This window comes from Streptomyces sp. NPDC048352 (genome assembly GCF_040651895.1).
Taxonomy (GTDB): Bacteria; Actinomycetota; Actinomycetes; order Streptomycetales; family Streptomycetaceae; genus Streptomyces.
Genome location: NZ_JBEZKZ010000010.1, coordinates 104,168 through 125,428 on the forward strand (window position 1 = coordinate 104,168; position 21,261 = coordinate 125,428).

The 21,261-nt window shown below is 74.9% G+C and carries 19 protein-coding genes, 1 tRNA gene and 2 pseudogenes; 17 read left to right on the forward strand and 5 right to left on the reverse strand.

From position 1 onward, the window contains the following. The first annotated feature begins 27 nt into the window (after nucleotides 1-27). Nucleotides 28-1,236: an RNA ligase gene (locus tag AB0D45_RS08425; protein ID WP_362456073.1), complete on the forward strand. Its 1,209-nt coding sequence runs from the start codon at nucleotides 28-30 to the stop codon at nucleotides 1,234-1,236. Between the two features lie 2 nt (nucleotides 1,237-1,238). After that, a complete protein-coding gene (locus AB0D45_RS08430) occupies nucleotides 1,239-2,171 on the forward strand; it encodes an AAA family ATPase (protein ID WP_362456075.1) in 933 nt (310 codons plus the stop codon). A gap of 71 nt (nucleotides 2,172-2,242) precedes the next feature. Here the strand turns inward: AB0D45_RS08430 and AB0D45_RS08435 are convergent, their stop codons facing one another. Further along, nucleotides 2,243-2,800, reverse strand: coding sequence for a hypothetical protein (locus AB0D45_RS08435; protein WP_362456077.1), 558 nt, complete (start codon nucleotides 2,798-2,800; stop codon nucleotides 2,243-2,245). Between the two features lie 479 nt (nucleotides 2,801-3,279). Between AB0D45_RS08435 and AB0D45_RS08440 the strand changes: the two genes are divergently transcribed. The 4 genes from AB0D45_RS08440 to AB0D45_RS08455 all read left to right on the forward strand — a co-directional run bounded on the left by AB0D45_RS08440 (nucleotide 3,280) and on the right by AB0D45_RS08455 (nucleotide 6,059). Further along, nucleotides 3,280-4,194 carry a nitroreductase/quinone reductase family protein gene (locus AB0D45_RS08440; RefSeq protein ID WP_362456079.1) on the forward strand — a complete coding sequence of 305 codons (915 nt, stop codon included), beginning with the start codon at nucleotides 3,280-3,282 and terminating at the stop codon, nucleotides 4,192-4,194. A gap of 124 nt (nucleotides 4,195-4,318) precedes the next feature. Beyond that, entirely contained in the window at nucleotides 4,319-4,828 is a 510-nt protein-coding gene (locus AB0D45_RS08445; protein WP_362456081.1) for an LAETG motif-containing sortase-dependent surface protein, read from the forward strand. Between the two features lie 8 nt (nucleotides 4,829-4,836). Then, the gene (locus AB0D45_RS08450; RefSeq protein ID WP_362456083.1) at nucleotides 4,837-5,511 is read left to right on the forward strand and encodes a SigE family RNA polymerase sigma factor; all 675 of its coding nucleotides are present in this window, start codon (nucleotides 4,837-4,839) and stop codon (nucleotides 5,509-5,511) included. Beyond that, nucleotides 5,508-6,059 carry a hypothetical protein gene (locus AB0D45_RS08455; protein WP_362456085.1) on the forward strand — a complete coding sequence of 184 codons (552 nt, stop codon included), beginning with the start codon at nucleotides 5,508-5,510 and terminating at the stop codon, nucleotides 6,057-6,059. Before AB0D45_RS08450 ends, AB0D45_RS08455 begins: the two co-directional genes overlap by 4 nt. A gap of 1 nt (nucleotide 6,060) precedes the next feature. Here the strand turns inward: AB0D45_RS08455 and AB0D45_RS08460 are convergent, their stop codons facing one another. Beyond that, the gene (locus AB0D45_RS08460; protein ID WP_361610021.1) at nucleotides 6,061-6,513 is read right to left on the reverse strand and encodes a MarR family transcriptional regulator; all 453 of its coding nucleotides are present in this window, start codon (nucleotides 6,511-6,513) and stop codon (nucleotides 6,061-6,063) included. A 203-nt stretch (nucleotides 6,514-6,716) separates the two neighbouring features. Here AB0D45_RS08460 and AB0D45_RS08465 point away from each other — a divergent pair, with 203 nt between their 5' ends. From AB0D45_RS08465 to AB0D45_RS08475, 3 genes and pseudogenes are all read left to right on the forward strand, one after another. After that, nucleotides 6,717-7,931, forward strand: coding sequence for an MFS transporter (locus tag AB0D45_RS08465; RefSeq protein ID WP_362456087.1), 1,215 nt, complete (start codon nucleotides 6,717-6,719; stop codon nucleotides 7,929-7,931). Nucleotides 7,932-7,971: 40 nt separating this feature from the next. Then, nucleotides 7,972-8,139 (forward strand): annotated as a pseudogene (locus AB0D45_RS08470) (heme-binding protein); the annotation flags it as partial. A 75-nt stretch (nucleotides 8,140-8,214) separates the two neighbouring features. Next, nucleotides 8,215-9,849, forward strand: coding sequence for a glycoside hydrolase family 20 protein (locus tag AB0D45_RS08475; protein WP_362456089.1), 1,635 nt, complete (start codon nucleotides 8,215-8,217; stop codon nucleotides 9,847-9,849). A gap of 103 nt (nucleotides 9,850-9,952) precedes the next feature. Here AB0D45_RS08475 and AB0D45_RS08480 read toward each other — a convergent pair whose 3' ends face one another. Both AB0D45_RS08480 and AB0D45_RS08485 read right to left on the reverse strand, forming a co-directional pair. Next, nucleotides 9,953-10,777, reverse strand: coding sequence for an endonuclease (locus tag AB0D45_RS08480; protein ID WP_362456091.1), 825 nt, complete (start codon nucleotides 10,775-10,777; stop codon nucleotides 9,953-9,955). A gap of 213 nt (nucleotides 10,778-10,990) precedes the next feature. Further along, entirely contained in the window at nucleotides 10,991-11,803 is an 813-nt protein-coding gene (locus AB0D45_RS08485; protein ID WP_361610017.1) for a glutamate ABC transporter substrate-binding protein, read from the reverse strand. Between the two features lie 232 nt (nucleotides 11,804-12,035). Here AB0D45_RS08485 and AB0D45_RS08490 point away from each other — a divergent pair. The 7 genes and pseudogenes from AB0D45_RS08490 to AB0D45_RS08520 all read left to right on the forward strand — a co-directional run bounded on the left by AB0D45_RS08490 (nucleotide 12,036) and on the right by AB0D45_RS08520 (nucleotide 19,473). Beyond that, nucleotides 12,036-13,147 (forward strand): annotated as a pseudogene (locus tag AB0D45_RS08490) (hypothetical protein). A gap of 93 nt (nucleotides 13,148-13,240) precedes the next feature. Further along, nucleotides 13,241-13,313: transfer RNA gene (locus AB0D45_RS08495), tRNA-Arg, on the forward strand. 118 nt (nucleotides 13,314-13,431) lie between these two features. After that, on the forward strand, nucleotides 13,432-14,583 hold the full coding sequence (locus tag AB0D45_RS08500) for a gala protein (RefSeq protein ID WP_362456105.1): 1,152 nt from the start codon (nucleotides 13,432-13,434) through the stop codon (nucleotides 14,581-14,583). Then, complete coding sequence (locus AB0D45_RS08505) at nucleotides 14,580-16,385, forward strand: ankyrin repeat domain-containing protein (RefSeq protein WP_362456093.1); 1,806 nt, start codon at nucleotides 14,580-14,582, stop codon at nucleotides 16,383-16,385. The genes AB0D45_RS08500 and AB0D45_RS08505 overlap by 4 nt, the downstream gene beginning before the upstream one ends. Beyond that, nucleotides 16,382-17,584 (forward strand): AAA family ATPase, encoded by a 1,203-nt coding sequence (locus AB0D45_RS08510; RefSeq protein ID WP_362456095.1) that lies wholly within the window; start codon nucleotides 16,382-16,384, stop codon nucleotides 17,582-17,584. The genes AB0D45_RS08505 and AB0D45_RS08510 overlap by 4 nt, the downstream gene beginning before the upstream one ends. A 16-nt stretch (nucleotides 17,585-17,600) precedes the next feature. Then, nucleotides 17,601-18,803, forward strand: a complete 1,203-nt coding sequence (locus AB0D45_RS08515) for a VWA-like domain-containing protein (RefSeq protein WP_362456097.1) — start codon at nucleotides 17,601-17,603, stop codon at nucleotides 18,801-18,803. A gap of 124 nt (nucleotides 18,804-18,927) precedes the next feature. Continuing rightward, on the forward strand, nucleotides 18,928-19,473 hold the full coding sequence (locus tag AB0D45_RS08520; protein ID WP_361610343.1) for a TerD family protein: 546 nt from the start codon (nucleotides 18,928-18,930) through the stop codon (nucleotides 19,471-19,473). 162 nt (nucleotides 19,474-19,635) lie between these two features. Here the strand turns inward: AB0D45_RS08520 and AB0D45_RS08525 are convergent, their stop codons facing one another. Beyond that, nucleotides 19,636-20,268, reverse strand: coding sequence for a TetR/AcrR family transcriptional regulator (locus tag AB0D45_RS08525; RefSeq protein WP_362456099.1), 633 nt, complete (start codon nucleotides 20,266-20,268; stop codon nucleotides 19,636-19,638). Nucleotides 20,269-20,416: 148 nt separating this feature from the next. Here AB0D45_RS08525 and AB0D45_RS08530 point away from each other — a divergent pair. Continuing rightward, a partial coding sequence (locus AB0D45_RS08530) for a phosphatase PAP2 family protein (RefSeq protein ID WP_362456107.1) occupies nucleotides 20,417-21,261 on the forward strand: 845 nt, incomplete at its 3' end.

Sequence of the window (21,261 nt, forward strand, 5' to 3'; positions counted from 1 at the left end):
TGAGCCATCTCGATCCGGGAGGAACCCATGAGCCAGGACCACCTGACTCTGCACGGCCTGCTGCCCGCGCAGGAGCTGGCGGACGCCATCGACGCCGGGCACGTCACCCGCAAGCGGCACCCCCGACTGCCGCTGTCCATCTACACCTACACGCGCACGGCCCAGTACGAACAGGTCTGGAACCGGGTCACCACGCGCTGCCGCGGTCTCGTCGCCGACGACGAGACCGGAGCGGTCGTCGCGCTGCCCCTGCCGAAGTTCTTCAACGTCGGCGAGCACCTGTCCGGCCGGCCGTACGCGCCCGCCCTGCCCGACGAGGCGTTCGAGGTGTACGACAAGGTCGACGGCAGCCTCGCCGTGGTCTTCCACTACGCGGACCACTGGCGGGTCGCCTCCAAGGGCTCCTTCATCAGCGCCCAGGCCACCTGGGCGCAGCGCCGGCTCGACACCCGCGACACCTCGGCCCTCGTGCCCGGCGTGACCTACCTCGCGGAGATCCTCTACCCGCAGAACCGGATCGTGGTCGACTACGGCGACCGCCGGGACCTCGTCCTGCTCGCCGCCTTCGGCCGGGACGGCACCGAGGTGCCGCTCGCCGAGGCCTCCGGCCACTGGGAGGGCATCGGCTCCGTCGTCACGGTGTGGCCCGCCATGCCGCTCGCCGAACTCCTCGAACTCGCCGCGTCCAACACCCTGCCCGGCGGCGGTTCCGCCGCCGGCACCGACGCCGAGGGCTTCGTCCTGCGCTTCGCCTCGGGCGTGCGCGCGAAGGCCAAGCTCGCGGAGTACGTCCGCCTCCACAAGCTGCTGACCGGCGTCACCGAACGGGACGTCTGGCGCGCCCACGGCATCCAGCGCTTCGCGGGGCTGCCCGCCAAGCAGCTCGCCCAGGGCCTCAACTGCACGGTCGCCGACGTCGAGGAGTCCGGCGGCAAGCCGCTCGACGCGCTCCTGGAACAGGTCCCCGACGAGTTCGACGCCTGGGTGCGGGAGGTGATCGCCCGGCTGGAGGAGGCCGCCGCGCGGCACGAACGGGCCGTCGACGAGGCCTTCGGGGCGCTCGCACACCTGGCCGGCGACCGGGGCGCCTTCGCGCGCGCCGCGCAGGAGATCCGCGACGGCCGCCTCCGCGCGGCCGTGTTCATGCGGCTCGACGGCCGCTCGACCGAGCTCGCCGGCTGGCGGGCCGTACGGCCGGAGACGGCCGACCCCTACACCACCGACGAGGAGAACTGAACGTGTCCGAAGAGCCCGAACTCCCCGTGGTCCACGTCATGACGGGGTTGCCGGCCTCGGGCAAGACGACCGCCGCGCGCGCCCTCCAGGCCGAGGCCGCAGGCCGCATGCGCCGGGTCAACCTCGACGACCTGCGGGCCATGCTGGACGTGCCCGACCCCGAGCGGGGCCGCTCGTTCCGGCACGAGCAGACCGTGCTCGCCGTCCAGGACGCGGCGGTCCGCGCGGCCGTCGAGGACGGCTTCGACGTGGTCGTCGACAACACCCACCTGACCTCCCACATCCCCAAGCGGCTCAAGGCCGCGGTCGCCGGCCGCGCCTCCTTCGTCGTGCACGACTTCACCGACGTGCCCCTGGAGGAGTGCCTGCGCCGCGACGCCGCGCGGGAGCGGCCGGTGGGCGAGGAGGTCATCCGGATCCTGGCCGACAAGCACGCCAAGGCGCGCAAGGGCGGCTGGCGGCTCACCGCCGCGTGGCTGAACGACCAGCCGCCGGTCCGCCCCTACGTCGCGGACCCGGCACTTCCGCCCGCCGTGCTGTGCGACATCGACGGCACGCTCGCCCTCACCGGGGACCGCGGCCCGTACGACTTCTCGCGCTGCGAAATCGACCTGTTGAACGAGCCGGTGCGCTACGCGCTGGACGCCTTCCGGCGCGCCGACGGGGACGCGATCGTGCTGCTGTCGGGGCGCAGCGAGGAGCACCGGCCGCAGACGGAGTCGTGGCTGCGGCGCCACCAGGTGCCCTACGACGAGCTGTGGATGCGGGCGGCCGGCGACACCCGCCGCGACGACGTGGTCAAGGCCGAGCTCTTCGACGCGCACGTGCGCGACCGCTACGCGGTCCGGATGTCGCTCGACGACCGGGACCGGGTGGTCGCGGTGTGGCGCCGCATGGGCCTGCCGACGTGGCAGGTCAACTACGGGGACTTCTGACACGGCTCCGGGCGTACGGAGGCCGGGGCGCGAGGCCCCGTCCCGTACGCCCGGGGGAGTGACCCCGGGGGTCAGCGGCACCACTTCACCGGGGTGACGTCCTTGACGTAGCGGGCGGAGACCCAGGCGTGCCGGTGCCCGTACGCCTTGGCCGTGCGGTCGTCGTCGTCCACGCCGTCCACGGGCTTCCTGTCGTTCTTGTGCTCCAGCAGGTACCAGAGGTCGTTGCCGTCGACCCGCTCGCCGCGCTTCTTGCACACGAGCGACAGCTTCTGGTGCGGGTGGACCCTGCCGAGGGCCTTGGCGCGCGTCGTCGGCTTGCTGCGGATCGTCAGCGGCCCCTGGGAGACGACCCTGCCGAGGGCGTACTTGGGCTTGGGGTACACCACGGGCTCGTCGCGGCCCGGCCGGCCCTGCTCGTCGTCGTCCTCGTCGCCGCGGGAGTCGTCGTACTCGGACCCGTCGTCGTACTCGGAGTACTCGTCGTGCACGGACTCCTCGTCGCGCACGTCGTGGACCCCGGGCCCGTCCACCGGACCGTCGTCCGCGGCGGCGACGCCCGCGCCGAACAGGCCGAGCACCATACTGCCGGCGGCAAGAGCGAGGATGGTCCTGGTGGGCTTCAGCATGAGCCGCTCCTCCACGAAGGCTTCCGCCCGGCCGCAGGGCGCGGCAGGGGGCGGCAGCCCGGGGGCCGCCACCGACGACTATGGCCAGGCGGCGGGGGGAGTCCCGGCCGACGCTCCGCCCATTAGCCCGATATGCGCAATATCGTCCAGGGTTCGCGCGATCACCGGCGTTGACAGCACCGCCCCGGCCCGCGTCTAATGATCAACGGTGTCGCGTGACTCCGGCCACAGAGCAGTGGGCCGGCCGGTGATCGGGCGAACACCCTTCACCCAGGGATCCGCCATGAGTCCGTACTCCGCGACCCGCAGTTGACGTAGAGCAGCCGCACGTCCGGCTCCCGTCACTGCCCCTTGCGCTCCCCCTTCCTCCCTCCCTCCTTCCTTTCTTCCTTCGGCATGCCCCACCCGGCGACTCCCGCTGTCCAGCGGCCCGTCCGGGGCGCGGCGGCATGCCCACGCTCCCCGGAGAGACAACACCCGTGCCCACACCCGCACACGACTTCAACCAGTCCGTCATCGACGAGTTCCGCGCCCGCCAGGGCAAGGTCGGCGGCCCCTTCGAGGGCGGGGACCTGCTCCTGCTCACCACCACCGGCGCGAAGTCGGGAGCCCCGCACACCACCCCCCTCGGCTACGTCCGCCACGCCGGCGAACTGCTCGTCGTCGGCTCCAACCTCGGCGCCCCCCAGCACCCCGCCTGGTACCACAACCTGCTCGCCCGCCCCCAGGTCGAGGTGGAACTGGGCGCCGACACCTTCGAGGCCCTCGCCGTACCCGCCGAAGGGGAGCAGCGCGTCGAGCTCTTCGGGGAGATCGTGCGCGCCGTCCCCGGCTACGCCGACTACCAGGCCGGTACCGCCCGCACCCTCCCCGTCGTCCGCCTGCTGCCCGCCGAACCGGACGGTTGGCGGGCCCCCGGCGAGGTCCGCACCCTCGCCGGGAAACTCCTCGAGGTCCACACCTGGCTGCGGGCCCAACTGCGCCACGTCGGCGCCGAGACGGAGGCCCACTTCACCGCCCGCGCCGACCACACCGGCCCGGGCGCCCCGCCCGCGCCGGGGCTCGGGCTGCAGATTCGCCAGCGCTGCCTGGCCTTCTGCCAGACCCTGGAGTTCCACCACACCAGCGAGGACGCGCACCTCTTCCCCGGGATCGCCGCCCACCATCCCCACCTGGCCGGCACGTTCGAGCGGCTGCGCGACGAACACCGCACCGTCGCCCGGATCCAGGGCGAACTGGTGTCCCTCCTGGGGGAGGTCGCCATCGCCGAACCCGAGCGCTTCCGCGTGGAGCTGGCGAGGATGACGGCGGAGCTCACGGCCCATCTCGAACACGAGGAGGAGACCCTGCTGCCGCTCCTGGAGGAGGTCCCCTGGCCGCCGCCGCGGCCCTGACCGTCCGGCGGACGCGGCGCGCGGAAAGTTTTCCGCGATCGGCGGCAACCGATCGGGCACTCGCGCGTCGTGCGGGGGTGAAGGGCGAAGTTCCGCGCCCCCGACCCGACCGTGGAGAACCACCGTGAAGAACCTGAAGCGCGCTCCCCTGTCCGCCCGCCGGGCGGCCGTCGTCGCTGCCGCCGCCGGGGCGGTCGTCGCCCTCGGCGGGCCGGCCGTCGCGGCGCAGGGGGGCCCTGCCTCACCGACGCCCGCACCCGCCGTGCCGACCGGCAGCGCGGCACCGAGCGCCGTCCCCACCCTGCCGGCCGGCACGAAGCCGAGCGCCAGCCCGACGCAGCCGGCCGGCGCGAAGCCGACCGCCGTCCCCACGCTGCCGGCGGGCAGCAGCCGGCCGAGCTCCGCCCCCGCTCCGTCCGCCAGCGGCGAACCGAGCGTCTCCCCTGCGGTTCCGGCCGGTACCGGGCAGCCGTCCGCCGTGCCCTCCACCCCGGCGGCCGGTTCCGGCGGGGGCGCCGAGCTGGCGCATACTGGCTCCTCGGCGACCACCCTCGCCCTCGGCGGCGGAGCGGCCGGGCTCCTCGCCGCCGGCGGCGGAACCCTGTACGCCCTGCGGCGCCGCGCCGGCAACTGAGGACACCCGTGCTCCACCTCGCACCGACCGTCAGCCCCCTCACGCCCGGACTCACCCGGGCGTGGCGGGGCTTGTGGTGGTGGCTCTCGCGCCGTGAACGCTCCGCCCCGCCGGCCGGCCCGGGCGCACCCGCGCACGGGTACGCGTACGGCCCGGCGTACGGCGCGGGCGGCCACGGCGCGGACGAGCCGCCGCCCCCGCCGACCGTCAGCGCGCTCTACCACGCCCACCGGTTGGGCATGGTCCGCCTCGCGGTGCTCCTCGTCGACGACCTGGGCACCGCCGAGGACGTGGTGCAGGACGCCTTCACCGCCCTCTACCGCCGCTATGGGGAGCGGATCACGGAGGTGGACAACGCACTGGGCTACCTGCGCACCGCCGTCGTGAACACCTCGCGCTCGGTACTGCGCCGCCGGCGCACCGCCCGCGCGTGGATCCCGCCGGTCACCGCCGACGTCCCCTCCGCCGAGGCGTCGGTGGTGCTGGGCGAGGCGCACCGCGAGGTGCTGGCGGCGCTCGGCAAGCTGACCCCGCGCCGCCGCCAGGTGCTGGTGCTGCGGTACTGGGCCGACATGAGCGAGGCGGAGATCGCCGAGACCCTGGGCATCAGCCGGGGCGCGGTGAAGTCGAACGCCAGCCGCGCCCTGGACGCGCTGGAGAGGATTCTGGAGGGACGGGTATGACCGGCCACACGGGCACCACGTCCGACGGCGAACGCCCCGTCGAGCGCCGGCTGCGCCAGGCCCTGGAGGCCCGGGCCGAGGAGGTCACGGTCCGCTCGCTGCGCCCCGCCGATCCGCCCGGCCCCCACCTGCGCCGCCTCCCGGCGCGCGGGCTGTGGCTGCGGCGCGGGGCGTGGACCTTCGCGGGCCTGTCCGGGCTGGCCGCGGCCGCCCTGGCCGGGTACCTCGTGCTCGGCGGGCCCGGTCAGCGGCCGGTCCGCCCGGTGCCGCCCGCCGCGCCGCCCGAGCTCAGCCCGACCGCGCCGACCGCGCCGCCGCGGCCGAGCGTCTCGCCGGCGCCGGAGCCGTCGTTCCCGCGTACGCCGGCGACCGCCCCGGCCGGCACCGGGCAGGGGACGCCCACGGCGGCCCCCTCCGCGAGCCCGTCGGGACCGCCCCGGTCCGCGCCGTCGACCTCGCAGGCGCCTCCCGCCGGCTCGGCCACCCCGGTGCCGGGGGGCGCCGGGCTCCCGGAGAGCTCGCCCACCCCCTCGCGGCCGAGGGGCTGACCTACCGGCGGGTGTTCTCCACCGCCGCCACCAGCGGGGCCAGCTCCGGGTCGAGCGCGGCCTGGTCCAGGGCCTCGCGCAGGGCGGCGGCGTTCGTCGGGCGGGCCTGGGCCAGGAGGGCCAGGCCCGCCTCGCTGACGTCGGTGTAGATGCCCCGGCGGTCGGTGTCACAGATGTAGCGGTTCAGCAGCCCGCGGTCCTCCAGCCTGCTGACCAGCCGGGTGGTCGCGCTCTGGCTGAGCACCACCGAGTCCGCGACCTGGTGCATCCGCAGGTGCCCGCCGGGCCCGCCGTGCTGGCGGCTGAGCACGTCCAGCAGCGAGTACTCGCGCACGCTCAGCCCGTGCCCCGCCTGGAGGGCCCGCTCGATGTGCGCCTCGATCCGGCCATGGAGGAGCGAGAGGGCGCACCAGCCCTGGGCGAGGCCGGTCAGTGCGCTGTCCGTGGCCGTCATGGGCTCCTCCGTCGTCGCCGCGCGCGGATGCCGGGGCCCTTCCCCGTGTTCCGCCGTCCCGCCCAGGATAGGCCACGGACGCAATAGCCCGCGCTTGCAAATATCCCGCGTCTGCAATTAATGTGGACGAGCGTAGACGGCGAACGCAATGACGTCCTCGCGCCCCCGACCTTTGTTTCCCCACCCTGAAGGGCAGCACCTCCATGCCTCTCGCGCTCCTCGCACTCGCCATCGGAGCCTTCGGGATCGGCACCACCGAGTTCGTGATCATGGGTCTCCTCCCGGAGGTCGCGGCCGGCTACGGCGTCTCGATCCCGACCGCCGGCCTCCTGGTCACCGGCTACGCCCTCGGCGTGGTCCTCGGCGCCCCGGTGATGACCGTCCTCGGCACCCGCGTCCCCCGCAAACGCATGCTGATGCTGCTCATGGGCCTCTTCGTCGCGGGCAACGTGCTCTCCGCGCTCGCCCCGGCCTTCGGCGTGATGCTGGCCGGCCGCGTCGTCGCCTCCCTCGCCCACGGCGCCTTCTTCGGCATCGGCTCGGTGGTCGCGGCCGGACTCGTGGCACCCGAGAAGAAGGCCGGCGCCATCGCCATGATGTTCACCGGCCTGACCGTGGCCAACGTGGTCGGCGTACCGCTCGGCACCCTCGTCGGCCAGCACCTCGGCTGGCGCGTCACCTTCCTGATCGTCGCCGCCCTCGGCGTGCTCGGCCTGCTCGGCATCGCCCGGCTGGTCCCCGACCTGCCCCGCCCCGAAGGCGTACGGATCCGCCACGAGCTGGCCGCGTTCCGCAACGTCCAGGTGCTGCTCGCCATGGCGATGACCGTCCTCGGCTTCGGCGGGGTCTTCGCCGCCATCACCTACATCACCCCGATGCTGACGAACGTCGCCGGTTTCGCCGCCCCCTCCGTGACCTGGCTGCTCGTCCTCTTCGGGCTCGGCATGGTCGCCGGAAACCTCGTCGGGGGCCGCTACGCGGACCGGGCGCTGATGCCGATGCTGTACGCCTCCCTGGGCGCGCTGGCCGTCGTCCTGGCCCTCTTCACCCTCACCGCCCACGACAAGGCGGGCGCCGCCGTCACCGTCTTCCTGATCGGCGCCCTCGGCTTCGCGACCGTCCCTCCGCTGCAAAAGCGCGTCCTCGACCAGGCCGCCGGAGCCCCCACGCTGGCCTCCGCCGTCAACATCGGCGCCTTCAACCTCGGCAACGCCCTCGCCGCCTGGCTCGGCGGGCTCGTCATCTCCGCAGGCCTCGGCTGGACCGCCCCGAACTGGGTCGGCGCCGCCCTCGCCGCCTCCGCCCTGGTCCTCGCCCTCGTCTCCGGAGCACTGGAGCGCCGTACGGGCACCCGCGCCGCCTCCGGCCGGGTCGTCGCGGCCGGAGCCCCCACCGCCCCCGCCCCCGTCCACCACTGACCCCGCCCACCGCACAGGAGCCCCGCATGTCCCGCACCAGCCGACCGCCCTCGACCGGCCGCTGCTGTTCATCGCGGGCGGGCTCCCCGTCCACCGCGACGGCCGGCTCGTCGGTGCCGTCGGCATCGGCGGCGGCGCCCCCGAGCAGGACCACCGGTTCGGGGAGGCCGCCCTGGAGGCCCTGGAGCGCGCCGACTCCCGGATCTGAGGCACCGGCCCGGGCCGCCGGCTCGCGCATCCGTGTCCCCCGTGCCAGTTTGGGTACGGGGGACACGGGTGAACGATGAGGCACACGACCGGGAAGCTCCGCAGAGGTCGGGCCATCGCGACGGCAGCGGCCGCCACGCTGGTCGCCTTCGCCGTACCCGCCTGCTCCGCCGGCGCCGACGGCACGCGCACCGCCCCCAGCTCCTCCCCGGCCCCCGTCCCGCCCACCGCCGGCGCCGCCGAGACGCCGACCGGGCCGCCCGCGTCCGCGTACGCCCCCTCCACCGCCCCGCGCACCGTGCCCTCCGTACGCGAGCACGTGCCCGCCCGGGGCCCCGGCTGGAAGCCCGCCCCCGGCGCCCGCGTCGTCGTGGCACCCGCCGACAGCGCGGCCCTCGCCGACGAGGGCAGGCTGCTCGCCGGAGAACTGCGCCTCGGGTACGCCGAGTCGCAGCAGCCCCGGGCCGGCGACGTCCAGCTGGCCCTCGGCGCGAAGGGCTCAGGCCCGGCGGAGTCGTACACCCTCACCGTCCAGGGCGGCCGCGTCAGCATCACCGGCCCCGACGAGGCGGGCGTCTTCTACGGCACGCGCACCCTCAAACAGGAGATACGCGGGGCCGGTTCGGCCCCCGAGGGCACGGTGAAGGACGCCCCGGCCAAAGCCCAGCGCGGACTGAACCTCGACATCGCCCGCAAGAACTTCACCCCGGACTGGATAGAGGGCCGCCTGCGGGAGATGGCCGACCTCAAACTCAACCAGCTCGGCCTGCACTTCTCCGACGACCAGGCCTTCCGGATCCAGTCCGACACCCACCCCGAGATCGTCTCCACCCCGCACCTGACCAAGGCCGAGGTGCGCCGGATCAACGCCCTCGCCGCCCGGCTGCACATCGCGGTCGTCCCCGAGATCGACTCGCCCGGACACCTCGGCGCCGTGCTCCGGGCCCACCCGGAGCTGCAACTGCGCGACGCGGCGGGCCGGGCCGTGAAGGGCGCCGTGGACATAGCCGACCCGGCCTCGGCCAGGCTCGTGGACGAACTGCTGCGCGAGTACCTGCCGCTGTTCCCGGCCGGATCCTGGCACCTGGGCGCCGACGAGTACCAGGCGCTGGTGGTCAAGGACCCCCAGGCCTCCTTCCCCGGGCTCGCGAGGGCCGCCCGGGCCCGCTACGGGCCGAGCGCCCGGGTGCAGGACCTGGCGACGGGCTGGCTGAACGACCGGGCGGCCGTGGTACGGCCGTCGGGCAAGGCCCTCAAGGCGTGGAACGACGGGTTCTTCCGGGACGGCACCGCCCGGGCCGCCCAGGACATCCAGGCCGAGTACTGGACGGGCAAGGAGATCGGCGCCCGGCCGCCGCTGGAGTACCTGGCCGCGGGCCGCAAGGTGGTCAACCTCAACGACGAGTACCTGTACTACGTGCTCGGCGAGCCCAACCAGTTCACGTACCCGACCGGCAAGCGGATCTACGAGCAGTGGACCCCGCTCGTCCTGCGCGGCACCACCGCCGTCCCGGCCCGCTACGACGCGCAGGTCCTCGGGGCGCGCCTCGCCGTCTGGTGCGACCTGGCCGGCGCCCAGACCCAGGACCAGGTGGCGGCGGGGATCCGGCTGCCGCTGGCCGCCCTCTCCCAGAAGCTCTGGGACCCGCGGCCGCCCCAGGCGTCCTGGACCGACTTCCAGTCCCTGGCCGGCCGGCTCGGCACCCCCTGACCCTGCCGGAGCCGGCTCCGCGGGAGCCGGCTCCGCCGCCACCTGAACGCGGACGGGGTCGTCGACAGCCTCGACGGGGTCCGCGTCACGTGACCGAGGGCGCCTACCAGATGGCGTTGACCCACTCCGGGTGGTCGACGAACGGGTTGCGGTTGTGCTGGTAGGTGTCGTAGATGACCTGGTTGCGGCGCTGCTCGAAGGCGTCCGGCGGGTCCATCTGGTTCCACTGCTTCAGCAGGCTGATCCTGCCGAAGAGCGGGGCGGTGCCGTTGTTGACCCGGTCGTTCATCTCCAGGTCGGCGAAGCCGTCCCCGCCGTCGTAGCGCACCGCCATGTACAGCAGCATCCTCGCGACGTCGCCCTTGACGGCGTTCCGGGGCTCGAAGGAGTCGGCGTCGGTGAAGCTGCCGGGGGCCTCGGCCACCGGGCTGCCGCCCATGTCGAAGTCCTTGTTGCCGCGGGTGCTGTTGACGGTGACGTCCTCGGGCCGCAGGTGGTGCAGGTCGGTGCCCGGGCCGGTGGCGGTGCCGAAGTCGCCGTGGCTCTTGGCCCAGACGTGCTCGCGGTTCCAGTCGTCGACGTCGCCGCCGTTGGTGGACTTGGACTGGGAGCGGCCCGAGTAGACCAGGATGACGTTGTTCGGGTTCGCCGGGTCCTGGTCGGTGACCTTCAGCGCGTTCCACACGCCGTCGTAGCTGACCTTGGACTGGGTCTTGATGATCTCGTGCAGCGCGCTCTTCAGCGCGGCGCCGGTCTTGCCCGTCGCTGCCGCGTAGTAGTCGTCGACCGTGACCGGGTAGGCCTGGGGAGCGGCCTGCGCGGTGTCGGCGGTGGTGCGGTGCTGGCCGGCGGTGGCGCTGGCCGGTATGAGGAACAGGGCGGCCGCGGCGAGCCCGGCGGCCCAGGGGGCGGTACGGGAGATTCTCATGACGTGGGGGATACCTCTCCACAAACACCGTCCCCGCCATGGCAGTTGGCGGGGTGTCTGGTGGCAGAGCGAGGATCCTATTGTCATGTGCCTTACAAGTAAAAACCACATGTCGGCGGCATGGACGTCGGGTTCGTCCGCCGTCGGGCGCGGCCGCGCCGGAGGGCCGGAGGCCTGGGCGGGGGCCGGACGGGGCCCGCCGCCCAGGGGTCCTCAGTTGCCGGTCGTGACCTGGGGCGCCGGCTCGTACTTGTAGTTGGCCGGGCCGAAGTTCTTCTTCACGGCCGCTTCCCAGGAGCCGTCCGAGACCATCTTGGTCAGCGCCAGGTTGATCTTGCGCTGGAGGTCGTTGTCGCCCTTCTTCAGGCCGATGCCGTAGTTCTCGTTGCTGAGGTTCAGCCCCATCAGCTTGAACTTGCCCGTGTTGCCCTTGCGCGCCCCGTACCCGGCGAGGATGGAGTTGTCGGTGGTCATCGCGTCGGCGGTGTTGTCCTGGAGGGCGACGAGGCACTCGGAGTAGCCGCCGAGCTCCAGGACGCTCGTCTTCGGCGCGAGGTTCTTGCGGATGTTCTCGGCGGAGGTCGAGCCGCTCACCGTGCACAGCCGCTTGTTGTTCAGGTCCTCCGGCTTGTTGATCGTGTTGTCGTCGGCCCGGATCATCACGTCCTGGTGGGCGACGAAGTAGGGTCCGGCGAACTCGACCTTCTCCCGCCGCTTGTCGTTGATCGTGTAGCTGGCGGCGACGAACTTGACCTCGTTGTACTGGATCAGCAGTTCCCGGTCCGAGCTGTAGACCTGCTTGAACTCGATCTCGTCGGCCTTGTAGCCGAGTTCCTTCGCGATGTACGTGGCCACGTCGACGTCGAAACCGGTGAAGGTGCCGTCGCTCTCGCGCATACCGATGCCGGGCTGGTCGAACTTGATGCCGATGGAGATGGGCTCCTTCGGGGCGTCACCACCACAGCCGGAGGCGGTGGCGGCGAGGGCGATCACTGTGGCGACCGCACCGGCCTTGGGAACCTTCATGCTGAACTCTTTCCTCGGGAACGCGGAATCCCGGGGGACATCGCGGGAACGGGGGGACGTGCGGAACCGCGGGGGCGCGAAGGCACGTGTATGAGGAAGCTAGGAAGGTGGCGGCCGCACCGTCACTACATCTGAGGAAAACTTGAGCATAACGATCCGGTTCAGCCGCGGATATTGCGGCGGTTCCGGTCCGTGGCCGGAGAAGGGGCTGTCCGGGGTGGCGAACGAGGCAATGAGCGCGGCGAGGGTCGAAGGCAATACGCTCCTGCTGGGCGAAGCGGCACGAATCAGGTTCATCCGGACATTGCGTCTGCCTGAATCGGGTACGCACGCACTGCCGCCGGGGATGGGGGAGTTCCCGCTGCGGCGGGTGGAGGACTATCCGGACACCGTGCCGCAGGAGTGGCGCGCCAAGGGCGGCGTCATGCTGCCGGTGTACCTGCGCGAGGCGATGTGGCTCAGCTTCGGCGGGTCGCGGGAGCCCGCCGCGCTCCAGGTCGGCGTCGGCAAGGTGTGCGCCGTCTCGGGCCGCAGGTGGACCGGCCGGCTGGAGCGCAAGCCGCAGAACTACGTGGTGCTGCCCCGGCAGCCCTGGCTCGACGGCATCAACTCCGGCGACGGGACGGTGCCCAGTTCGTCGCCGTACCGCTGGGCCTCGGGGCGACGGTCGAGGGCCAGGTCACCGGCGAGGAGGTCACGGGCGGGGTGCAGCTCCAGGCCTTCCCGCTCGGCCCGAAGGCCCTGGCCGCCTGGCGCGAGGAGCAGGAGCGCGCACGCCGGTCCGCCGCCCGGCCCCTCGGCGGCGGCACCGAGCAGCCGGTGCCGCCCGGGTCCTACGGGTACGGCGCGCAGCCGGCGCCGCCCGGTTCCCCCGCGTACGGAGCGGCCCCCGCGATGCCGATGGCGGCCGCTCCGGGCGCCGCGCCCGCGGCCCCGGCCGCGCTCCGGCCCGCCGCCCCGGCCATGGGGCTCGGGGTGGGCGGCGCGATGCGCCAGGAGGTCTACCGCGACGACCGCAAGCGGTCGGCCTGGGCGGACGAGCCGGCCGCGCGGGTCTTCGTCCACCTGGTGACCCCGCCCGAGTGGCGCCGCATCACGGGGGAGGACGCCCCGCCCTCCCCCGTGGACCGGGCCGCCTACACCCGCGCCGGACTGCCCTGGTACGACTACTACGACGAGACCGGCACCGACCTCCCGGCGGCCGGACCCCTCGGTCAGGTCAAGCCCGTCGGCGACTGGCTCGGCGAGGACCACGAGCCCTGGACGCCCCACGCGCCCGGTCAGGTGCTGCCGCTCGGCAACGCTCCGCGTCCGGGGGAACCGGTCCAGGACGGGGACTGGTAACCGGGAGCCCGCGCCTCACGACCGGGCACGCACCCGGAATCGGTCAAACTGGTGATCGATTCCGGGCCGCGGGGCCGCTATGATCGCCGCGGCAAGGCCGTAGCGCAGAGGTCGTCGCGCCCAAGCATCGAGCTGGAGGACGTCGGTTCGAATCCGACCGGTCTTGCCGTCTTCCGTCATGCCGGAGGGGCGGCGCGGCGGCGCGAGCACGTGCGCCGGCGATGCCGCACCTCCGCGAACTCGCAGGGTCGCCGGGCGCCGGCGAAGGAACCGGTGGAATGGTGATGACACGGCCGACGCCCGTACGGTGCCCCGCTATCGAGCACCCGGACCTGCCGCTCGCCGACCCGGCGGCCCTCGACCCGCTGCTCGCCCGCCTCGCGCAGGACCGGCCCGTCGAGGCCGACGAGACCTTCCCGCTCGGCACCCTGCGCACGGACGGCCGCGTCGACCTGTGCAAGCAGGGCCTCGGCCCGGCCGGAGCCGCCCGGATGCTGCCCGTGGCCCTCGCCTCCCCGCACGCCGCGCACCTGCTCCTCGGCACCAACTCCCTCACCGACGAGGGCGCCCGCACCCTGGCGTCGGCCCTCGCGGACGCGGACGGCCGGCACCCGGTGCACACCCTCTACCTCGGCTGCAACCGGATCGGCCCCGACGGCACGCTCGCCCTCGCCGGAGCCCTCGCGGGGGACACCGCCGTCCGCGCCCTCTGGCTCAAGCGCAACCCGCTCCTCGAGGACGGCGCCCGCACGGTCGCCGCACTGCTGCGCCGCAACACCGCGCTGCGCACCCTCGACCTCGTCAACACCGGCATCGGGGCCGAAGGCGTACGCCTCCTCCTGGACGCCCTGCGCACCCGCGCCACACCGCTCGAACGGATCTTCCTCGGCGGCAACGGCCTCACCGCCGAAGCCGCCCCGCTGCTCGCCGCCCTCATCCGCGAGGCCGGCGTCCGCGAACTGTACGTACCGGCCAACCACCTCGGGGACGAGGGCGTGGCCGTCATCGCCGCCGCGGCGGCGGACGCCGGCCCCGGGCGCCCCGTCCGCCTCGGCCTCGGCGGCAACGGCATCGGCGTGGCGGGAGCACGCGCCCTCGCCGACGCCCTCGGCGGCATCGAGGCCCTGGACCTCGGGCGGACCCTGTCCGAGCGGAGCCTCGGCTCCACCGGCAACGACACCGGCGACGAAGGCGCGTACGCCCTGGCCGCGGCCCTGCCCGGCAGCCCCCTGCGCCGCCTCGAATTGCGCCACACCGGCATCACCGGGCGCGGAGCCAAGAGCCTGCTCGCCGCGCTGCCCGAGGACGGCCCGCTGGAGCACGTCGGCCTCGGCCCCGGCACGCCCCGCCGCCTCAAGCGCTCCTTCGCCGAGCGGCTGCGCCCGGCCCGGGCCTCCCACCCGGACCTGCGGGCCATCGGGAGCGTGTACCGGTGACGGCGGCCGTCACGCCGCCCGGCGGGATCGCACCCGAGGACGCGGCCGCCTGGCAGCGGGCCCGCCGCTACGCCGTGCCCGCCCGGATGATCGAGCGGGCCACCGCCCACCGCCTCGCCGGGGACTGGCGCGCCGCCTGCGCCGCGGCCGGCGTCGAGGTGGCGGTCGACCCGCCCGCGCTCGCCCCGCGGTACGGGGCCGCCACCGCCGAGGCGGTGGAAACCGACCTGAGCCACCTCGTCCCCGACCTGCTGCGCTGGCACCTGCCCCGGGTCCTGGGCGGCCGCAGCGTGCTCGCCCCCAACCGGCGCGTCCTGCTGGCCCGCTACGGCTCCGGCCCCGAGGCGCCCGCCCTGTACGTCACCACCCGGGCGATGGTGGACGGCCCCCAGCGGCTGCGGCTGCACTGCGCGCCGGTCGACCCGGCGAGGCGGCGCCACGCCCACGCCTCCTGGGTCGGCGAGGACTGGACCGCCGCCCGCTGGTTCTGGGACGCCCGGCACACCGCGGAGCTGCGCGCGTACGCCGGCCCCGCCGACCGGTTGCCCTTCTTCCGGGCCGACGGCACCCCGCTCGGCGACGACGAGCTGCCCACCGCCGACCCCGGCCCCGCCGACCCCGCCGGCCGCACGGAGTGGGCCGCCGTGCTCCAGCGGCGCGGTGACACCGCCGGGGCCTTCGCCCTCGCCGGGATCGAACTGGACCCGACGCTCCCGCCGCGCGGCTACCGAAGGCAGGATGCCCTGGAGGCGCTGGGGTCGGCCGCGATCGACCCGGTCCGGCTCGCCGACCAGGTCCGCCGCCTCGCCGCGGCGGGCGCCGGCGACCGGTTCCGCCTCTCCCCGGACTGGCGCTGCCTGCTGCTGGTGGAGGCCGCCGGCGCGGACGGCGGCCCCCGCATGCGGTTCGTCGAGTACAAGGAGGTGCGCGACCTCCCCCGGCTGCCCGACCACGCCTGGCAGCCGCTGCCCGACCCGTACCTCGTACGGACCGGCCGGACCGCCCCGCACGAGCTGCACCCCCTCGTCACCGCCGCCCTCTTCCCCGCCGCCGGCCCGGCGGCCGGGCCGCCCGGCCCCGCCGCGCCCCGGCCCGCCCGGGTGCGCTGCCTCGGCGAGTGGCACGAGGTGCGGTCGCGGGCCGGTGTGCTCGAACTCCCGCACAGCGCCGAGGAGCAGCAGCGGGAGCGTGCCATGCGGGCCTTCGGCGGCGCCGTCGCCGGCTGCTTCGCCGTGGCGGAGGCCTGGACCACCGGGAAGGGCCGGCTGCCGCGCGCCCTGCGGGCCGAACGGCGCGAGCTGTTCGAACGCGTCGAGCACGGCGACACTCCCGGCGTCCTCGCGCTGCTCGACGCGGGGCAGGACCCCCGCGTGCGCAACGGCAGGGGCCAGGGACTGCTGCACCTGCTTCCGTTCGTCCGCCACGAGGAACTGCTGCCCAGGCTGCTCGCGGCCGGACTCGGCCTGGAGGAGGTGGACGACGCCCGGCGCACCCCGCTCCAGTGCGCCGTCGAGAACGGCGGGACCGCCGCCCTGGTCCGCGCGCTCCTCGCGGCCGGAGCCCGTACCGACGTGGTCGACGACATGGAGCTGTCACTGGCCCAGGTGGTCCGCCGCTACAAGCGGACCGATCTCGCCTTCCTCAAGGACCTCGTGGAGGAGCGCCACCCGGGCATCAACTCCGACTCCTACGACGAGTTCATGGACGAGCGCGAGGAGTGGGGCGACGACGACGAGGACTACGACGACGACGGCTACGCGGCCACGGACGGGCCCGGCGACCCCGGGGGAGCGCGCGCGTGAGCACCGCACGGCAGCAGGGCCCGCCGGCCGCCCTGGCCGCCGCGGACGCCCTGAACACCCGGCTCGGGATCACCCGCACCGAGCCCGGCGCCAGCCACCAGCTCGAAGCGCTCGCACTGGCGGTGACGGCCAATCAGCCGGTACTGCTGTGGGGTGAGCCCGGCATCGGGAAGTCCGCCGGCATGCAGCGGCTGGCCGCGTCGCTGGGCGTCGCGCTGGAGACCGTCGTGGCCAGCGTCCACGAGCCCTCGGACTTCGCCGGACTGCCCATCGTCGGCGACGACCCCGCCACCACCGGGGTACCGATGGCCCCGCCGGACTGGGCGGTGCGCCTGGCCCGCACCGGACACGGCCTGCTCTTCTTCGACGAGCTGTCCTCCGCCCCGCCCGCCGTGCAGGCCGCCCTGCTGCGCGTGGTCCTCGAACGGCGCGTCGGCAGCCTGGAGCTGCCGCCCTCCGTCCGGATCGTCGCGGCGGCCAACCCGCCCGCCAGCGCGGCGGACGGCTGGCACCTCAGCGCGCCGCTCGCCAACCGGTTCGTCCACCTGGACTGGACGCACGACCCGCGCACCGTGGCCCGCGGCATGGCCGGCACCTGGCCGGAGGCGGACCTCCCCGTGGTCGACCCCGCCCGGGCCGCCGGTGCGGCGGCACGGGCCCGGGGTGCGGTGTCCGGCTTCCTGACCGCCCGGCCCGGCCTGGTCCACCACATGCCGAACGACGCCGAGGCCCGCGGCCGGGCCTGGCCCTCCCCGCGCACCTGGGAGATGGCGCTGCGGCTGCTGGCCACCGGGTACGCGGCCGGCGCCGGCCGCGAGGCGCTGTCCGCCGCGCTCACCGGGGCCGTCGGGGACGGCGCGGGACTGGAACTGCTGACCTACCTGGAGCACCTGGACCTGCCCGACCCGGAACGGGTGCTGGCCGACCCCGGCGCCTTCGCCCTGCCCGAACGCGGCGACCGCCAACTCGCGTTCCTGATCGCCGTGGTGGCCGCCGTCCAGGCCGGACCCACCCGTCCCCGCTGGGAGGCCGGCTGGGCGGTCCTCGCCAAGGCCGTCGACGCGGGCGTGCCCGACGTGGCCGCGCGGGCCGCCGCCGACCTCGCCGCGCTGCGCGACGCCTCCTGGCCGGTGCCCGCCGGGATCGACGCCTTCGTGGAACTGCTCCAGCTCGCCGGGGCACTGCCCGGCGCCCGCTGACGGGAGCGCCGTACCGGTGGACGACGTCCCGCTCGACAGGGCCAAGCTGCTCGCCGCCCGCTACGCGGCGGCCGAGGCCCGGCCCTACCTGGCCTCCGCCCTGTACGCGCTGACCGTCGTCCCCTCGCCGGGCCCGTGCGGGGTGCGGACGATGGGCGTCGACCGGCACTGGCGCTGCTACGTGGCGCCGGAGTTCGTCGAGCGCACCCCCGTACCGGAGCTCTCCGGCGTGTGGATCCACGAGGTGGCCCACCTGCTGCGCGACCACCACGGCCGCGCCGACCGGCTCCCGCCCGCCGACCAGCGCGATCCCGTCCGCATCAACATCGCCCAGGACTGCGAGATCAACGACGACCTCCTCGCCGACGGGCTGCGGCTGCCGGCGGGCCGCATGGAGCCGGGGCTCTTCGGCCTGCCCCGGGGCGGGATGTTCGAGAGCTACCTGCCCGCCGTCCCGGCCACGCCCCCGCACGGCGTGGACTGCGGCTCGGGCGCGCACGGGACCCCGGGGCCCTGGGAGCTCGGCGGCGACGGCCCCGCCCGGATCGGTCCGGTGGAGGCGGAGGCCCTGCGCCGCCAGACCGCCCAGGCCGTGCGGGCCCACCGGCGCACCCGCGGCCGGGGGAGCGTGCCCGGCGGGTGGGAGCGCTGGGCGGAGCAGGTCCTGGAGCCGGCCGTCGACTGGCGCCGCGCCCTGTCGGGGGCGGTCCGGGAGGCCGCCGCCTGGGCCGGCGGCGCGGTGGACTACACGTACCGGCGGCCCTCGCGCCGCACGCCCGCGCTGGGCGGCCGGGTGGTGCTGCCGAGCCTGCGGCGGCCCCTGCCCCGGGTCGCGATCGTCATCGACACCTCGGGGTCCATGGGCGACGCGGAGCTCGCCGCGGCCCTCGCGGAGGTCACCGGGGTGCTGCGCGAGGTGGGCGTGGGGGGCAACCGGGTCGCCGTGCTCGCCTGCGATGCCGACGTGCACGCCGTGACCCGGGTGGCGAGCGCCCGGGAGGTGACCCTGGCCGGGGGAGGCGGCACCGACCTGCGCGTGGGCATCGCGGCCGCGCTGGCCCAGCCCGACCGGCCGTCCGTCGTCATCGTGCTGACCGACGGCTTCACCCCGTGGCCGGCCCGGTCGCCGTCCTGCCGGCTGATCGCCGCGCTGATCGGGGCGGACGCGCCGCAGCCGCCGGCCTGGGTGGAGACCGTACGCGTCGACGCCGCCGGCTGAGCGCCCACCGGGCGGCGTCGGGAACTGGCCGGTTGTGCACGGTCGTTCCCACGGTGATCACGGGCACGTGGCAGCATGGCGCCCGGACGACACGGCCGAAACGGCCAAGCGGAGGGGGAGTTCGGTGAGCGGAGTACGCAAGGGCCTGGCCAAGGTGGAGATCGCACTGCGCTGGGACCCCAGCCCCGCGGGCACACCCGCGAACGACCTGGACATCGTCGCCGGCGTGTACGCGGCCGCCGACCCGTACGGAGAGCCCGTCTACCTCGTCCACTTCGGCAGCCGCGCCCCCGACGGCACCATCACCCTGGCCCGGGACAGCCGCACCGGGCAGGGCTTCGGCTTCGACGAGGTGATGACCCTGGAACTGGACCGGCTGGCGGCCGAACTGGGCCGGGTGGTGGTCGGCGTGGTGATCCAGGACGCGGGGCCCGCCGGGGCGCCCGGCCGCAAGACCTTCGCCGCCGTCGGCGGTACGGGGCTGCGCATCCGCGAGGGGTACACCGACCTCGCCACCGGCGACTTCGCGGAGCTCGCCGGGGCCACGGCGGCCACCGTCGCCGAGTTCGTCCGGGACGCCTCGGGCTGCTGGACGCTGGACGCGCGCACGCGCGGCTTCGACGCCGACCCGCAGGAGTACGCCCGGGTGATGGGCGCCGCGCGCGGCTGAGGCCCGCCCGCAGGAAGGTCCGTACGGACGGGGCGGCGGTCACCCTGCTCGGGAGTGGCCGCCGCCCCGTCCGGGTGGCGCGCTGCCGCCGTCCCCACGAGGCAGCGCGGGCAGCGGGCCGCCGTCCGGTCATCGTGAACGGCGGCCCACCGGTTCAGGGGGTCAGGGGTGCTCGTCCGCGGCCCGGGGCCCGATGCCCAGCGCGGGCAGCAGCACCGCGTCCACGAACCTGACCAGGTAGTCGGCGTCCGCGTACCGCCCCTCCAGCACCGGGCGGATCCGCAGCACGCCCATCAGCTGCGCCGGCAGGAACTCCACGGCCGGATGACCCGCGGCGATCTCGCCGCGCGCCACGGCCCGCTCCACGATCGCGGCGAAGGCCGCCAGCTCCGGCTCCACCAGGGCCTCCCGCAGGGCGCCCTGGAGCTCCTCGTCGCCGAGCACGGCGACCCCCAGCGCCTGGGTGAGGCGCGTGTCGCGCCCCGAGGTGCCGGCCGCGATCCGGGCGGCCTCGCGCAGGTCTCCGGCGAGGGTCCCGGTGTCCACGCCCGCCAGGGTCCGCTCGCCGCGGCCGGCGCGGCTGGCGCGCAGGGCGGCCGCGACGAGCTGGGGCTTGGTCTTCCACTGCCGGTAGAGCGTGGACTTCCCGCAGCAGGCCTTGGCGGCCACGCCCTCCATCGTCAGGGCCTCGTACCCGTGCTCGCGCAGCTGGTCCAGCACGACGTCGTAGAACTCCTGCTCGCGCTCCGGGCTGATCTTGGAGCGGCGCGCGGTGGTCTGCGGCGGCGACGTCATGGGGTGCGGTTCTCCTCACGGGCTCCGGGGTGGCTCCGTGCTCCGAGTGTAAGGCCATCCGAGCTTATCGGGACACCAGCGTATCGATACGCCAACGTACCGATACACTGGCGTGTCGATAGGAACCCGAATGAAGCGAGACCGGGGGATGACCTCCCACACCACTCCCGACCGGCAAGCCGCCGGAAAGAGCGGCGCGCGCCGCCGGCTCATACGCGAACTGCTGCTCGTCGCGGGACTCTTCGCCGTCTACAAGGCCGGCCGGACGCTCTCCACCGGCCGCACCGACGAGGCCTACCGCAACGCGGCCCGGGTGTGGGACGCCGAGCGCGCCCTGCACCTGCCCGGCGAAGGCGCCGTCCAGCGGCTGCTGCTCCACTCGGACGCCCTCGTGCACAGCGCGAACACCTACTACGCGGCCGTGCACTTCCCGGCGACCGCCCTGTTCCTCGTCTGGCTGTACCTGCGCCGGCCACGGCACTACCTGTGGGTCCGCCGGGTGCTCGCCGTCCTCACCGGAGCCGCCCTCGCCCTGCACCTCTCCTTCCCGCTGGCGCCGCCGCGGATGCTCGCCGACGCACACCTGGTGGACACCGGACAGGTGTACGGGCCGACCGTCTACCGGGCCGCCCCGGCCGCCGACACCATGGCCAACCAGTTCGCCGCGATGCCCTCGCTGCACTTCGGCTGGGCGCTGATGCTGGCCCTCGGGATGATCGCCGCGACCCGCTCCCGCCGGCGCGCCCTGTGGCTGCTGCACCCGCTGGTGACCCTGCTCGTGATCGTCGGCACCGCCAACCACTACTGGGCCGACGCGCTCGTGGCCGCCGTGCTGCTCGGCGCGGCCCTCCTGGTGGTCCCGCGCCCGGCCCGCGCCGGAGTTCCGCCGGTACGGAGCCTGCCGCGGCCGCGCCCGGCGCCGCGGCCCGGCTCGGGCGTGGCGGAGCCCGGTCCCGGCCTGGCGGAGCCCGGTTCGGCGCAGCCCGGCTCCGG